General features: G+C 74.3%; 9 protein-coding genes and 2 pseudogenes. 9 read left to right on the top strand and 2 right to left on the bottom strand.

Features of this window, described 5'->3' with window-relative positions:
• Nucleotides 1-5 precede the first annotated feature (5 nt).
• Both OV079_RS01890 and OV079_RS55495 read left to right on the top strand, forming a co-directional pair.
• Entirely contained in the window at nt 6-269 is a 264-nt protein-coding gene (locus OV079_RS01890) for a DUF1427 family protein (protein ID WP_267765875.1), read from the top strand.
• Nucleotides 247-1,912: pseudogene (locus OV079_RS55495) on the top strand (MFS transporter). Before OV079_RS01890 ends, OV079_RS55495 begins: the two are co-directional and overlap by 23 nt.
• A 1,051-nt stretch (nt 1,913-2,963) precedes the next feature.
• Here OV079_RS55495 and OV079_RS01875 read toward each other — a convergent pair.
• Nucleotides 2,964-3,125, bottom strand: a complete 162-nt coding sequence (locus OV079_RS01875) for a DUF1328 domain-containing protein (protein ID WP_267744173.1) — start codon at nt 3,123-3,125, stop codon at nt 2,964-2,966.
• 498 nt (nt 3,126-3,623) lie between these two features.
• On the opposite strand from OV079_RS01875, the gene OV079_RS01870 reads away from it, so the two are divergent.
• From OV079_RS01870 to OV079_RS01850, 5 genes are all read left to right on the top strand, one after another.
• A complete protein-coding gene (locus tag OV079_RS01870) occupies nt 3,624-4,865 on the top strand; it encodes a sigma-70 family RNA polymerase sigma factor (RefSeq protein ID WP_267765873.1) in 1,242 nt (413 codons plus the stop codon).
• 600 nt (nt 4,866-5,465) lie between these two features.
• Nucleotides 5,466-6,611, top strand: coding sequence for a tRNA guanosine(34) transglycosylase Tgt (gene tgt, locus OV079_RS01865; protein WP_267765872.1), 1,146 nt, complete (start codon nt 5,466-5,468; stop codon nt 6,609-6,611).
• Nucleotides 6,608-7,528 carry an MnmC family methyltransferase gene (locus tag OV079_RS01860; protein WP_267765870.1) on the top strand — a complete coding sequence of 307 codons (921 nt, stop codon included), beginning with the start codon at nt 6,608-6,610 and terminating at the stop codon, nt 7,526-7,528. The genes tgt and OV079_RS01860 overlap by 4 nt, the downstream gene beginning before the upstream one ends.
• Before the next feature lie 426 nt (nt 7,529-7,954).
• Complete coding sequence (locus OV079_RS01855) at nt 7,955-8,260, top strand: PadR family transcriptional regulator (RefSeq protein ID WP_267765869.1); 306 nt, start codon at nt 7,955-7,957, stop codon at nt 8,258-8,260.
• A gap of 44 nt (nt 8,261-8,304) precedes the next feature.
• Entirely contained in the window at nt 8,305-9,180 is an 876-nt protein-coding gene (locus OV079_RS01850) for a hypothetical protein (protein ID WP_267765868.1), read from the top strand.
• Here OV079_RS01850 and OV079_RS01845 read toward each other — a convergent pair.
• Nucleotides 9,080-10,306 carry a sigma-70 family RNA polymerase sigma factor gene (locus OV079_RS01845; protein WP_267765867.1) on the bottom strand — a complete coding sequence of 409 codons (1,227 nt, stop codon included), beginning with the start codon at nt 10,304-10,306 and terminating at the stop codon, nt 9,080-9,082. The two genes, OV079_RS01850 and OV079_RS01845, sit on opposite strands and share 101 nt — an antisense overlap.
• A gap of 2 nt (nt 10,307-10,308) precedes the next feature.
• Between OV079_RS01845 and OV079_RS01840 the strand changes: the two are divergent.
• Nucleotides 10,309-12,765 (top strand): annotated as a pseudogene (locus OV079_RS01840) (protein kinase domain-containing protein); the annotation flags it as partial.
• Nucleotides 12,766-12,845: 80 nt separating this feature from the next.
• Complete coding sequence (locus OV079_RS57100; RefSeq protein ID WP_420829491.1) at nt 12,846-13,325, top strand: tetratricopeptide repeat protein; 480 nt, start codon at nt 12,846-12,848, stop codon at nt 13,323-13,325.
• The last annotated feature ends 124 nt before the right edge of the window (nt 13,326-13,449 follow it).

Genomic DNA, 13,449 nt, shown 5'->3' with positions numbered 1-13,449 from the left:
CCTCCATGAAGCTCTACCTGCTCTCGCTCGGCGTCGGCGTCCTCGTCGGCGTCCTCTACAGCGTGCTGAACGTGCGCTCACCGGCGCCGCCGATCGTGGCGCTGCTCGGGCTGTTCGGCATGCTCCTCGGCGAGCAGGTCGGGCCGATCGCGCGGCGGCTCCTCGCCGGGGAGCCGCTGAGTGCGGCATGGTTCTCCCGCGAGTGCGCGCCCAAGATCACCGGCGTGCCCGCGCCCGAGCCCGACCATGGCGACCACGCCCCCCGCTGATCCTCCCGCTTCGTCCGCCGCTCCCGCCTCGGCCTGGGCGCCGCTGCGCCACCGCGTGTTCCGCTCGCTGTGGCTCGGCGCGCTCGGGTCGAACATCGCCCTGTGGGTGCAGAACGCCGTCGGCAGCTGGGACATGACCTCCCTCGCCAGCGCGCCGATCTACGTCGCCCTGCTGCAGACCATGTCCGGCGCGCCGGTGCTGCTCGTCGGCCTGCCCGCGGCCGCCTTCGCCGATCTGTTCGACCGCCGGCGGCTGCTCGTCGGCTTCGCCGCGTGGATGGCCGCGGTCTCGCTCGCGCTCGCGGTCCTCTCGATCACCGGCGCGCTCGGGCCCGCGGCCCTGCTCGCCCTCACCTTCGCCCTCGGCCTCGGCGCCGCGCTGTCGGCCCCGCTGTGGCAGTCGGTGCTGCCGTCGCAGGTCGCCGCCGGCGAGCTCGCCTCCGCCGTCACTCTCGGGGGCGTCGCGGTCAACATCGCTCGCGCCGTCGGGCCTGCGATCGGCGGCGTCGGCGTCGCCCTCGCCGGCAGCGGCGCGGTCTATGCGTTCAACGCCTGCGTCTTCTCGCTGGTCGTGGTCCAGGTGGTGCGCTGGCGACCCACGCGAAAGCCCCCGCCGCAGACCCCCGAGCGGGTCGTCGGGGCGATCGTCGCCGGCATGCGCTTCGCCGTCCACGCGCCGGTGCTGCGGGCCGTGATCGCCCGCGCCGCCGCCTTCATCGTCTGCGGCAGCGCGCTGTGGGCCCTCTTGCCGGTGATCGCCCGCCGCGAGCTGCACATGAGCCCTCTGCGGTTCGGCGCCCTGCTCGGCTGCGTCGGCGCCGGCGCGCTGTTCGGCGCCGCGGTGATGCCGAAGCTGCGCGCGCTGGGGCCCCGATCGCCTGACCGCCGCCGCCAGCCTGCTCTACGCCGCCACCATGCTGATGCTCGGCCACGTGCGCAGCGAGCCGCTGCTGTACCTCGCCATGCTCGCCACCGGCGTCGCCTGGATCAGCATCATGTCGAGCCTCAACGTCGCCGCCGCCTCGGCTGCGCCCGGGTGGGTCCACGCGCGCGCGCTCGGCTTCTACCTGCTGGTCTTCCAGGGCGGCCTCGCGCTCGGCAGCCTCGCCTGGGGCAGCCTCGCCGGTCAGCTCGGCTCGCCCGGCACCCTCACGATCGCGGCCGCCGGCGTCGCCCTCGGCGCGCTCGGGGCCGTGCGCTGGCGCCTCGGCGACGCCCGCCGCGAGGCCGTCGCGTCGTGGGCCGCCTGGCCCGAGCCCGTGGTCCTCGGCACCGACCTCGACCACCACGCCGGCCCGGTCCTGATCGTCCGCCGCCACCGCGTCGCCGCGGCCCGGCGCGCCGAGTTCCTGGCCCTGAGCCGCGAGCTCGAGAACCTGCGCCGCCGCGACGGCGCCAGCGACTGGTCGATCTACGAGGACCTCGCCGATCCCGACCTCTTCGTCGAGACCTTCGCGCTCGGCTCGTGGTCCGAGCACCTGCGCCAGCACGGCCGCGCGGTGGTCGCCGACCAGGCCCTGCTGACGAAGCTCGCGGCCCTCAGCGAAGACGCCGGCGTCGTCCACCTCGTCGACGCGCGCGCCCTCGCGGCCGCCCGGGCCCGCGGTGCTTCCATCGATCCGCCGCACGCCGAGCATCCGTGACACCCGCCGGCTCTCGCCGCCCGAGCACTCGTGACGCCTGCGGGCTCTCGCCATCCGCCTCGACTCGCGTGAGTCGAGCGCTCGAGCCTCGCCGTTCGGCGTCCTGTCATTCATCGCACTTCGATCCGTTCGCCGCCCGCCGGCGACCGCTATCGACCTCGCTATTGTCGACATTCGCGGCCCAGCGGTCCTGCGACCCTTTCATGGCACCGCGAGCGTGCGGGCGCGATCGTTTTCAAAACAGTTCCGGTCGTGCTCTACGCATTGTCGTCCGCCCGCTCGCCCTCCCCGGGCGGCCGCGATCGGGCGCCCCCGGCGCCGCGGCATCACCGCCGGCCCGGGTCGTCGCGTCCGGACGCGCGCGTTCGCTCGCGTTCACCCGTCGTGGTCGCCGGTCCAGGCGTCCGAGCACGCGCGTATTCGCCCCTCTGAACCGGCGCCCCTTGCGCGCTGATCGGCGCGAGCTCCGCCAGGCTCGTGCCCGTCGTGGCGCACCTTGCGCCGACACGGGCCAGGGCTCCCGGCCCGCGGGGATTCCTCCTCCCTGCTTGCGTCCGAGCGCCGCGGTGCGCCGTCCTTCGGTCCCACGTAGCGCAAATAACGGACAATCCGATCGGGTGATCGACCCACCGCGCACGCCAGCCGGACGAACTCATGCGGCGAATCCGAGCCGTGCTTCCGCCTGGCCGTGCGCAACCGGCTGCGATTCGATTCATGAACCCGAGTGCGACCATTGGCGCCCCGAGCACGACCGCTGCGGCCGCTCTGGAATGAGGACAGCGAGCGGGGCGAATGCGTGCACGGCGACGACCGGACCCTGCCGGCTCGCTGACGACCGGCGCGCAGGAGGGTTTGCGTGGATCGCCGCCCAGGCCGCGGACACCGCCTCGCGGCCGCAGATGACCCTCTCTCGCCTCGACGAAAGCCCGCGAGCTGCAAGCCGCTGCGCGCTCGCCTCGTCGAGGCGTCGGCGCGGCCCCCGGCCTGGCCAATCGCCTTCCTATTAATACATGTCGCCCGCGACAGGCCGCTGCGGCCCTCGCCGTACGGCTCAGCCTGCCAGCAGCTCCGCCACCAGCATCACCGCGAAGCCGCCCAGGAAGATGTAGAACAGCACCTGCGCCAGCTGGACCGCGACCACCGTGATGCCGCCGAAGCCGATCAGCGCGGCCACCAGCGAGATGAACAGGAAGATGAGCGCCCAGCGAAGCATGTCCGAATCCTCGTGAGCCTCTTATTTTCGGATCGCCGGCCCGCGCAACCGCGCCCCGGGGGCTGCGGCGGACACCCGTCCTTCGGCCTCCAGAGCGCCTCTGAGAGGCCCCGGAGGCCATTTCCACCGATCCACGTGCCAATCCCCGCGCACGCCGCGCGACGCCCTTCTACCATTGCATGCGCGACAGCCCGCCCACGCCGCCGGGCCCTGCGATCGCCGTAGAAGGAGTGTCCAGGGTCCGTTCGCCTGACGCCGCGCCTGCGCCTCGCTGGGCGCTTCGGACCCCAAAAAACGTCGCGAAAAAAGTTGCGCCGGCCGGCATTGACATCCGTCCGGGCCCCGATCAGTTCTCCCACAAGACGACCGAGCGCCCGGGAAACAAGGTTCTCCCCGGGGCGAGGGCGAGATCCGCGGCACGGCCTCGATGCGCCGGCGAGCCGCTCGGACCACGCGTACGGCGGCGAATGGCCGCCCGGATATGGAAGGACTGACACCATGCTGCGAGAAATCGATACCCGTGACTCGAACGGCGCTCTGGTGAATGATTCGTCGCACCGGCCACTCACCACTTACTTCCGCGACCTCGCCGACGCCGAGGTGATGACGCGCGAAGAGGAGACCGCCGCTGCGATCAAGCTGGTGCACCTGCGCCGCGGCATGTGGACGGCGCTCCTCGACTATCCGCCCTACGCCGAGCCGATCTGCGCGTTCGTACGCGAGCGGCTGGCCGACGAGGTCTGCTCGCACGCCGCCCTGGCCGCCTATGAGAAGGCCGCGCGGACCCTCCGCGACCGCGACCTGCGCAAGCACCACGACGCCTTCCACGCCGCCCGCGACCGCGTCGCCGGCATCCTGCTCGAGGCCGACGTCGACACCGAGCTCGCCGACCTGCTCGTCGCCGACCTCGGCACCCTCGAGGGCAACCGCGGCGCCCCGACCTGCCTCGCCGTCCATCCCCCGCGCCGCGGCAGCGTCCCGTTCGCCCGCTACGTCGCCGCCGTGCGCAGCAAGCAGGCCGCCTTCGTCGCCGCCCGCAACGCCTTCGTGCGCTCCAACCTGCGCCTCGTCGTCGCCCTCGCGCGCCGGTTCTACCGCGGCAGCGTGCCCCTGCCCGACCTCATCCAGGAGGGCAACCTCGGCCTGCTCAAGGCCGTGGCCCGCTTCGACCCCGCCCGCGGCTGCCGCTTCTCGACCTACGCGGCCTGGTGGATCCGTCACGCCATCACCCGCTCGATCGCCGACAAGTCGCGCTGCGTCCGCCTGCCCGTCCACATGATCGAGGCCTGCCAGAAGGTCGCCCGCGCCCGCCGCGACTTCGAGCTCGCCGAGGGCCGCGAGCCCACCGACGAGGAGCTGGCCTTCGTCAGCGGCGTCAGCCGCGAGCGGATCTCCCGCATGGGCTGGTCGCTGATGGAGACCCCGCTGAGCCTCGCCTCGCCGGCCTCGCGCGACAGCGATGGCACCCTCGCCGACGCCGTCGCCGACCCCGACTACGTCCCCCCGTCCGACCTCATCGACCGCGACCTGCTGCAGTCGCAGCTCGCCGAAGTGTTCGCCCAGCTCACCCCGCTCGAGGCCGACATCCTGCGCAAGCGCGTCGGCCTCGACGGCGAGACCGAGATGACCCTCAAGGACATCGGCGCCGGCTACTCGCTGTCGCGCGAGCGGATCCGTCAGCTCCAGGAGGGCGCGCTCGCCAAGCTGCGCGCCGAGTTCTCGCGTCGCAAGCTCATGTGACGCGCGCGGTCGGTGGCGCCGCGGCCCCTTCTTTCGCTTGCCCGCCGCCTCTGCGCACTGCGGGCCGAGCCCAGCGCTCGCCCGCGAAACGATACCCCGTAGCGCGTCACCGACCGATTTGTCTTCCAATCCCGAACCGCCAAACCGCTCCGCGCGGCGGACCTGTCCCGCAGGACACGTCCGCCGCGCGGCCTCCTTTTGCGGCCCGCGCCGCCTGGCTCTCCGACCCGCCGACGCGCCGCGCGTCACCGGCCGGCTCTTCCGCCCGGCGCGTGACGGACATGTCCCGAAGGACATGCTCCCCGCGCGGCCGCCTCCTCCGAGCCGCGCGGCGGACGGGTAGCGAAAGACAACACCCGTCGGCACGTCGGTCCGCCGAGGCATGCCGAGGACGGGACCGGCGAGCCCGGGACCGAGGACGTCTGTCCGAGTCGAGGTTCGGGCGCGGCGCCGCCTCCCGTCCGCCCCGTCGAGCGACGCGAGGCCCGAGCCGTCGCCCGGCCAGGTCACGCCGCGCGGCGCCCCGGGCGCGCAGCCAGCCGAAGCGCACCCGCCCTTCGCGGCGACGGGGCGGGGCGCCTCCGCTACACTGCGCCGCCCATGCGCTTCCCCTTCCACGTCAGCGCCGTCGACCCCGGTTCACGGGCACGCCGCGGCGCGCTCGACACCCCGCACGGCCGGATCGAGACCCCGGTGTTCATGGCCGTCGGCACGCGGGCCACGGTCACCGGTCTGACGCCGGCGGAGCTGCACGAGGTCGGCGCCGAGGTCGTCCTCGGCAACACCTATCATTTGATGCTGCGCCCCGGCCCCGACCTGTTCCGCAGGGTCGGCGGGATCCACCGATTCATGGGCTGGCACGGCCCCATGCTGACGGACTCGGGGGGCTACCAGATCTTCTCGCTCTCCGACGATCGCGTGATCAGCGAGCGCGGCGCCCGCTTCCGCAGCTACACCAATCAGCAGTTCCACATGCTCTCGCCCGAGGCCTCGATCGCCATGCAGGAGGCGATCGGCGCCGACATCATGATGGTGCTCGACGTCTGCGTCGACGCCCGCTCGGACGAGGCCACCACCCGGGCCGCCATGCAGCGGACCCACCGCTGGGCCCTGCGCAGCCTGGCCGCCCGCACCGACACCCCGCAGGCGCTGTTCGCCATCATGCAGGGCGGCATCTTCTCCGCGCTGCGGCGCGAGTCGGCCGCCTTCCTCACCGACCACCCGTTCGACGGCTTCGCCATCGGCGGCCTCGCGGTCGGCGACACCCGGGCCGAGCGCGAGGACATCACGCACATGGCCGCCGAGCTGCTGCCCGCCGATCGCCCGCGCTATCTCATGGGCGTCGGCACCCCGCCCGACCTGCTGCACGCCATCCTCGCCGGCGTCGACATGTTCGACTGCATCCTGCCGACCAACCTCGCCTGGCAGGGCACCGCCTTCACCTCGACCGGCCGCGTCAAGCTGACCCGCGCGAGCACCAAGGACGACGACCGCCCGCTCGACGCAACCTGCCCCTGCAGCACCTGCAAGCTGTACACGCGCTCGTACCTGCACCACCTGTTCCGCTGCGGCGAGCCGCTCGGCCCGCGCCTCGTCTCCATCCACAACCTGCATCACTATCACGCGCTGATGGCCGAGGCCCGCGCTGCCATCGCGGCCGGTCACTTCGCGACCTACGCGCGCGCCAAGCTCGAGGCGATCGATCGCTACGAGCACAGCGATCGCCGGATCGGGGCCCCCGCGTGAGCGACGAATGCGAGGTGGTGACGACCACCGGCGGCGCCCAGGCGATCCTCGATCGGCGCGTCGGCGAGGTCATGCATCCTGTGGTCGGGCCCGCGGTCGAGGCCGCGCGGCTCTACTGCGAACCGGCCCGCCTGGCCGCGCGGCTGCAGCGGAGCGAGCCGTTGGTCCTCCTCGACGTCGGCCTCGGCGCCGGCTCCAACGCGATCGCGGCGTGGCGGCTGTCCGAGGCGCGGACCGCCGGGCCGCGCCTCACGATCGTCAGCTTCGAGCGCAGCCTCGACGCCCTCGCGCTCGCCCTGCGGCCCGAGCACGCCGCCGACTTCGGCCTCGACGGCGCCGCCGGAGCCGCCGCCTCGACGCTGCTCGGCGCGGGTGTCCACGAGGCCGCGCGGACCACCTGGCGCCTGATCGCCGGCGAGCTGCCGGGCTCACTCGCGGGCGCACCCGCGGCCGATGTCGTGTTCTGGGATCCGTTCTCGCCGCGCGCCAACCCCGAGCTGTGGTCGGTCGCCGCGTTCACGACGTTGCGCGGCCGCTGTCGCGCCGGGGCCACCGTGCACACCTACAGCGGCGCGACCGCGGTCCGCTCGGCGCTGCTGCTGGCCGGCTTCTTCGTCGGCGTCGGCGAGCCCACCGGTGCGCACAAAGCTGCCACTTGCGCTGCCGTCGATCCTGCGGACCTCGAGCACCCGCTCGATCGCCGCTGGCTTGCCCGCCTCGCTCGCTCGACCGCGGCCTTCCCCGCCGACGCCCCGGCCGACGCCTATTCGCGCGTCGCCGGTCACCCACATTCGCGTAGCCTCCGACGCGCGCAACCGTCGGCGCGGCGCCATTCGCATGCACCGCAATCACCGTCCGGCGAACTGCATCGTGACGACGGCCGGCCCCGGCGGCTGAAGGTCGAAAGCGACCCATGAAGCTCGTGATGCCCGCGGCGCGGCCGGCTGGCTGTCTCGCATGCCTGCGAGATGGTCTCGCATGCCTGCGAGACCATCTCGCATTCGCGCGACTCCTGGCGATTCCTTGTTGCGCCGAATTCCCCGTCGCCGAGGCGTCGCTCCGGTCCTGACGAATCGACGTGCCGTGAGCGCGCCGCCGCAGCAGCGCCCGACCCGGCGCACGCCCCGGCCTGCTGGAGTCGACGGTGCCAGGGGTGCTATGCCCGGCGGAATACTCCGAAAGGCCGCGCTGCGCCTGCCTTCGTCGCCCCGAGCGGGAGGGCCGGCTGTCCACAATGGGCGCGCAATCGTGGGGGCGCCCGCTCCCACGCGATCGAGAGCTCGCCTCGTCCGCAATCCATATATCGTTGACCGATACATCATACGGTGATAAGCCGAGAGTCGATGCAGGACCCCACGTTCCTGATCCTCCTCGCGCTCTCCGATCGGCCGCGCCACGGCTACGGCATCCTGCTCGAGGCCAAGGAGCTGAGCGGCGGCACGATCCGGATCGGCCCCGGCACTCTCTACGGGGCGCTCGAGCGGCTGGAAGACGCCGGCCACGTCGAGCTCGACCGCGAGGAGATCGAGGACGGGCGGCCGCGACGTTACTATCGCCTCACGCGGCGCGGGCGGGGCGTCCTCGTCGAGGAGACCCAGCGGCGGGAGAACCTCGTCGGGCTCGCCAAGCGGAGGCTCGCGCACCGATGAGCCGCCTCGAACGTCGCGTCCGCGCGCTCACCTCCCTGTTTCCCGTGGCGTTTCGAGCGCGCTGGGAAGAAGAGCTCGTCCGTACCACGCTCGAGAATTGCCCCGCCGGGCGGTCTTGGCCCCGCCCGCGAGACACCTGGGACCTCGTGCTGGCGGCGATCCGTGCCCACGCGAAGGCGCCCGCCGACCAGCCCTTCCGCCTCGTGCTCGTCCAGGGCATCGCTCTCGGAGCGACCTTCCTCGCCGGCGTCCGCGTCGGCACCGTCCTGCTTCGCCTCGGCCTGTTCCTCTACTGGCTCCCCGGCAACATCACCGCCGGCGTGCCGTTCGCCGAGCTCGCGCTGACCGTTGCGCCGCTCGTGCTCGAGCTCGTGACGTACATGCTCCTCGGAGTGGCGGTGCTGCTGCGGCGGCGCGCGGGCGTAGGGGTGGGGGCCGTCGCGCTCGTCGGCATCGGCCTCCTCGCGACGCTCCGTTACTCTGGACCCTTCGACCTCCGGTGGGCGCTCGGCATGGCGGTTCCCGGCGCCGTCCCCTTCCTCGTCGCGGCGGCCGCGACCGCCGCGACGACGGCCGAACGCGCGCTCGCGGTTCGCCCGGCCTTCGTCGGGCTCGCGCTGGTGTCGATGGCCGCCGCCGCGTGGCGCCTCGCCGCCTTGTTCGTGACGGCGACCTGGCACCTCTCACCCGGCACGGTCGACCGGGTCTCCGTCGCAGCCGCGGCGCTCCTGCTCGCCGTCTGCATCGCCGCCGGCTTCGCCGATCCGCGCTGGCTCGTCGCCCTGGGGCTCGCGGTGGTCAGCTGGAACGCCCGCGAATTCATCCAGACCGCCGACCCGCTCGCCTTCCTGGGCACCGCCGTCGTCGTGACGGTCGCGTGGGTGCACTGGCGCGTCCTCCGTCGCGGCCGAGCCGCGTGAGCGAGACACACGGCCGTCGAGCATGGCCGAGAGGACATGCTCTAAACGACATGCCCATCAGGACATGCTCCAAACAACATGTCCTTCGCTCACGCTCTGACGCAGCGACAATGCGGCGACCCGCCCCGGGCTCATCCCTTCTTTGCGAGGGACCCGGCGCCGCTCCGGGCTCGCGCAGCAGCGTCGGCAGCGTGATGTCGAGGCGGCTGTCGATCAGCCGCATGATGCTGTCGAGCTCCGCCGCCGGCACGTGGAGGCGCCGGCCCAGCGCGCGGCGGGTCTGCTCGAGCACCGCGCGGCGGGCCCCTTCGACCCACCGGGCCGTCGTCGAGCGGTGCACCTTATAAAAATCGGCCAGGCGGTCGATACTCAGCCCGTCGAGCGCGTGCTGGCGCAGCAGCACGCGCTCGCGGTCGGACAGCCCCGCCACGGCCTCGCGGAACGCCTGTTTAAATGCCTCGCGGTAGTGCTGCTTCAGGTGTTCGACCTCGGGGCCGGCGTCCGCGGGCAGGAGCGCCGCCATCGCCTCCTCGTCGCCGGAAACCTCGCGCTGCGGGCGGGCCAGCAGGCGCAGCGTCTCGCGCGTCGCGACCACGCGGATCCACGCGCGCAGGCTGCCGCGGCCCGAGTACTCGGCGAGCCGCGCGTGCGCCTCCTCGGGGGCCGACGGGCGCGGCATCAGCAGGCGCTCGCGCACGACCTGCTGCAGGTCGTTCTGCTGCGACGCAGTCGCCCCGCGGCGGCCGGCCGCGCGCTCGACGAGCGGGACCAGCAGGCGGTCGAACTGCGCCAGCGCCCGCGGCTCGCCCTCGACGCACGCGCACGCCAGGTACAGGTCGCCCGTGCACAGCTCGGCCAGCGCGGCCTCGACGGGCCGGTCCGCGGCCAGCCGGGGCGCCAGCGCGGCCACGAAGCGCTCCGCCGCCAGTGACACGCCCGGCCACGCGGCCGCGGCCGCGGCCACGACCGAGGCCAGCGCGCGACCGAGGCCCGGCGTGACCGCCAAATCGGGCCGCGCCGCGACGAACGCCGCCGCCAGCGCGGCCGCCTCGCGCTCGCGCGCATCGGTGTCCTCGCGCCCGGTGACCACCTCGCCGGTGATATCGTGCCCCGGTCGAGCGAGCAACGATGCCGTCGTCACCGCAGAGCGCATGCCTGGGCACGGACACGCTGCTCGAGCTCGTCGAGGGCCGCGCGGCCGCGGCCACGCGCGCGCGCGTGGAGGCTCACGCCTCGCGCTGCGAGGCCTGCCGCCAGCTGCTCTCGGAGCTCGCCAGCGACGCCGCCGAGGCCCCCACGCACGACGCCGGCGCGCCGACGCGCACGCCCGCAGCCGACGCCGCCGACCCGAGCGAGCTCGACCTGCCGCTGCAGCCCGGGGCCCGCCTCGGCCGCTACGTCGTCATGTCGCAGCTCGGCGCCGGCGGCATGGGCGTCGTCTACGCCGCGCACGACCCCGAGCTGGGCCGGCCCGTCGCCCTCAAGCTGCTGCGCCCGCACCCCGCCGGCCCGCGCCGCGAGCTCGAGGATCGCCTGCGCCGCGAGGCCCAGGCCATGGCCCGCCTCTCGCACCCCAACGTCGCCGCGATCCACGACGTCGGCCGGATCGGCGAGCGGATCTTCATCGCCATGGAGCTGATCCGCGGCCAGACCCTGGCGGCCTGGCTGCGCGCCGCCCCGCGAGCGCGCCGCGACGTCCTCGCCCGCTTCCTGCTCGCCGGGCGCGGCCTGGCTGCCGCGCACGCGGCCGGCCTGGTCCACCGCGACTTCAAGCCCGAGAACGTGCTCGTCGGCGACGACGGCCAGGTCCGCGTGGTCGACTTCGGCCTCGCGCGCGCCAGCGGCGACGAGCCGCTCACGATCACCGCGCAGTCGGGCCCCGGCAGCGAGCGACTCGCCGATCTGACCGCGACCGGGGCGGTGCTCGGCACCCCGATCTACATGGCCCCGGAGCAGCACGCGGGCCTCCCGGCCGACGCGCGCTCGGATCAGTTCAGCTTCTGCGTCGCGCTCTACACCGCGCTGTACGGCCAGCGCCCGTTCGCCGGCGACACCGTCGAGTCCCTGGCGCTCGCCGTGCGCGACGGTCGGCTGAGCCCCGCGCCCCGCGGCGCCCGCGTGCCCCGGCGCCTGCGACGGGCCCTGCTGCGCGGTCTGTCGGTCGCCCCCGCGGATCGCTTCCCGACCATGGACGCCCTGCTGGCCGCCCTCGCGCGCGAGCCCGGGCGTCGCCTCGGCGCGGCCGCCCTGCTCGTGGGCGCCGGCGCGCTGGCGGCCGGCCTCGTGTACGCCGCGACCGCCGAGCCCGCCCGGTGCCGCGGCGCCGCGCGCCACCTCGAGGGCGTGTGGGACGGCGAGCGCCGCGAGCAGGTGACCCGCGCCCTGACCTCGGCCGGGTCGCCGCCGGCCGCCGTGGCCCGCCTCGCGGGCAGCCTCGACGACTACGCCGCCCGCTGGGTGGCGATGCGCACCGAGGCGTGCGCGGCCACCTGGCTGCACGGCGAGCAGACCGAGGCCCTGCTCGGCCTGCGCACCTCCTGCCTCGACGCCCGCCTGCGCGAGCTGCAGGCCCTCGGCGAGCGTCTCGTCCACGCCGATCGCCCGACCGCCGAGCAGGCCGTGCGCGCCGCCCAGCGCCTGTCCGACCTCGAGGCCTGCGCCGACGTCGAGGCCCTCGGCGCCCCCGTGCGCCCGCCCGCCGATCCGCAGACCCGCCAGCAGGTCGAGGCCCTGCGCGCCCGCCTGGCCGAGGTCAAGGCCGCCTGGGACGCCGGCCGCTACCGCGACGGCCTCGCCCACGCGCGCGCCCTGGTCCCCGAGGCGCGCGCCCTCGGCTACCGCCCGCTCCTCGCCGAGGCCCTGTACCTCGAGGGCATCCTCGCCGACGACCTCGGCCGGTTCGACGACGCCGCGCGCTCGCTCGAGGCCGCGATCTGGGCCGCCGAGGCCAGCCGCCACGAGGTGGTGCTGGCCGACGCGCTCACCGACTTGATGTGGATCCGGGCGATCGAGCAGGCCGACTACGACGACCTGCCCGCGCTCGAGGCCCGCCTGACCGCCGCGCTCGAGCGACTCGGCCGCCCGCCCGCGCGCGAGGCCAGCTTCCTGTCGATGCGCGGCCGCGTCGCCCTCGAGCGCGGCGACCTCGACGCCGCCGACGCCGACCTGCAGCAGGCCCTGGCGATCCGCGAGCGTCGCTTCGGCCCCGACGACCTGCGCACCCTCGAGGTCGTCTTCTACCTCGCCGGCGTCGCCCTCCAGCGCGCCGACGGCGAGCGCGCCCTGCCCCTGCTCGAGCGCGTCCTGGCCGGTCAGCGGCGGGTCTACGGCGACGACCACCCCGAGGTCGCATTCACCGTCGAGACCCTCGGCGCCGCGCTCTACGCCCTGCACCGCTACGACGAGGCCGAGGCCGCCTACGAGCGGGCCCTCGCCACTTACCAGCGCGCGCTCGGCCCCGATCACCACCGGATCGCCACCGTCCTGCACAACCTCGGCCAGGTCCACGCCTGGCAGGGCCGCGAGCAAGACGAGCTCGATCGCATGCGCCAGGCCGCGAGCCTGAGCGAGCGCGAGCTCGGCCCGCAGCACCCGCACACCGGCGACGTCCTGGCCGGCCTGGCCGGGCGCTGTCGCGGGCCGGCCGGCACGGCGAGGCCGAGGCGATGTACCGCCGGGCCCTCGCCGCGCTGCGCACCAGCGTCGACCCCGATCACTACTGGATCGGCGACGCCCTGTTCGGCCTCGGCGAGCTCGAGGTCGAGCTCGGCCGCTACGAGGACGCCCGGCGCTCGATCACCCGGAGCCTGGCGATCTCCCGCAAGGCCCGCGGCGACGACTACGGCGGCGCCGACGAGCTGCGCGTGCTCGGCGACATCGAGTACCGCCTCGGCCGGCCCGAGCGCTCGGCCGAGCTGCTCGAGCAGGCCGTCGCGGCGCAGGACCCGGCCGCCGATCCGGGCCTCGTCGCCTGGACCCGCGGCCTCCTGGCGCGCGCCCTGTACGACGCCGGCCGCGACCGCCCGCGCGCCCGCACGCTCCTCGACGAGGCCTGGCGCCACATCCGCGCCGACGCGCGGATGGAAGAAGAGCGCGCGACCCTCGAGCAGTGGATGAAAGCCCGCGGCCTGGGCCCGCCGAGCTGACACGCCCGCGGGAGGCCTTCGCGCGGAGCCGGCTCGCGGTCATCGAGCGAAAGACGGGACTCGACCTCGACGGCCGCGATGGCGTGACCACGCGCCCCGTCTTGCGCATCCTTGGACCCGAGCT

The sequence above is a fragment of the Nannocystis pusilla genome, assembly GCF_026626665.1.
In the GTDB taxonomy this organism is placed as follows: Bacteria; Myxococcota_A; Polyangia; order Nannocystales; family Nannocystaceae; genus Nannocystis; species Nannocystis pusilla.
The sequence above is the reverse complement of the archived record's forward strand: the minus strand, read 5'-3'. Positions and strand labels throughout refer to the sequence as shown.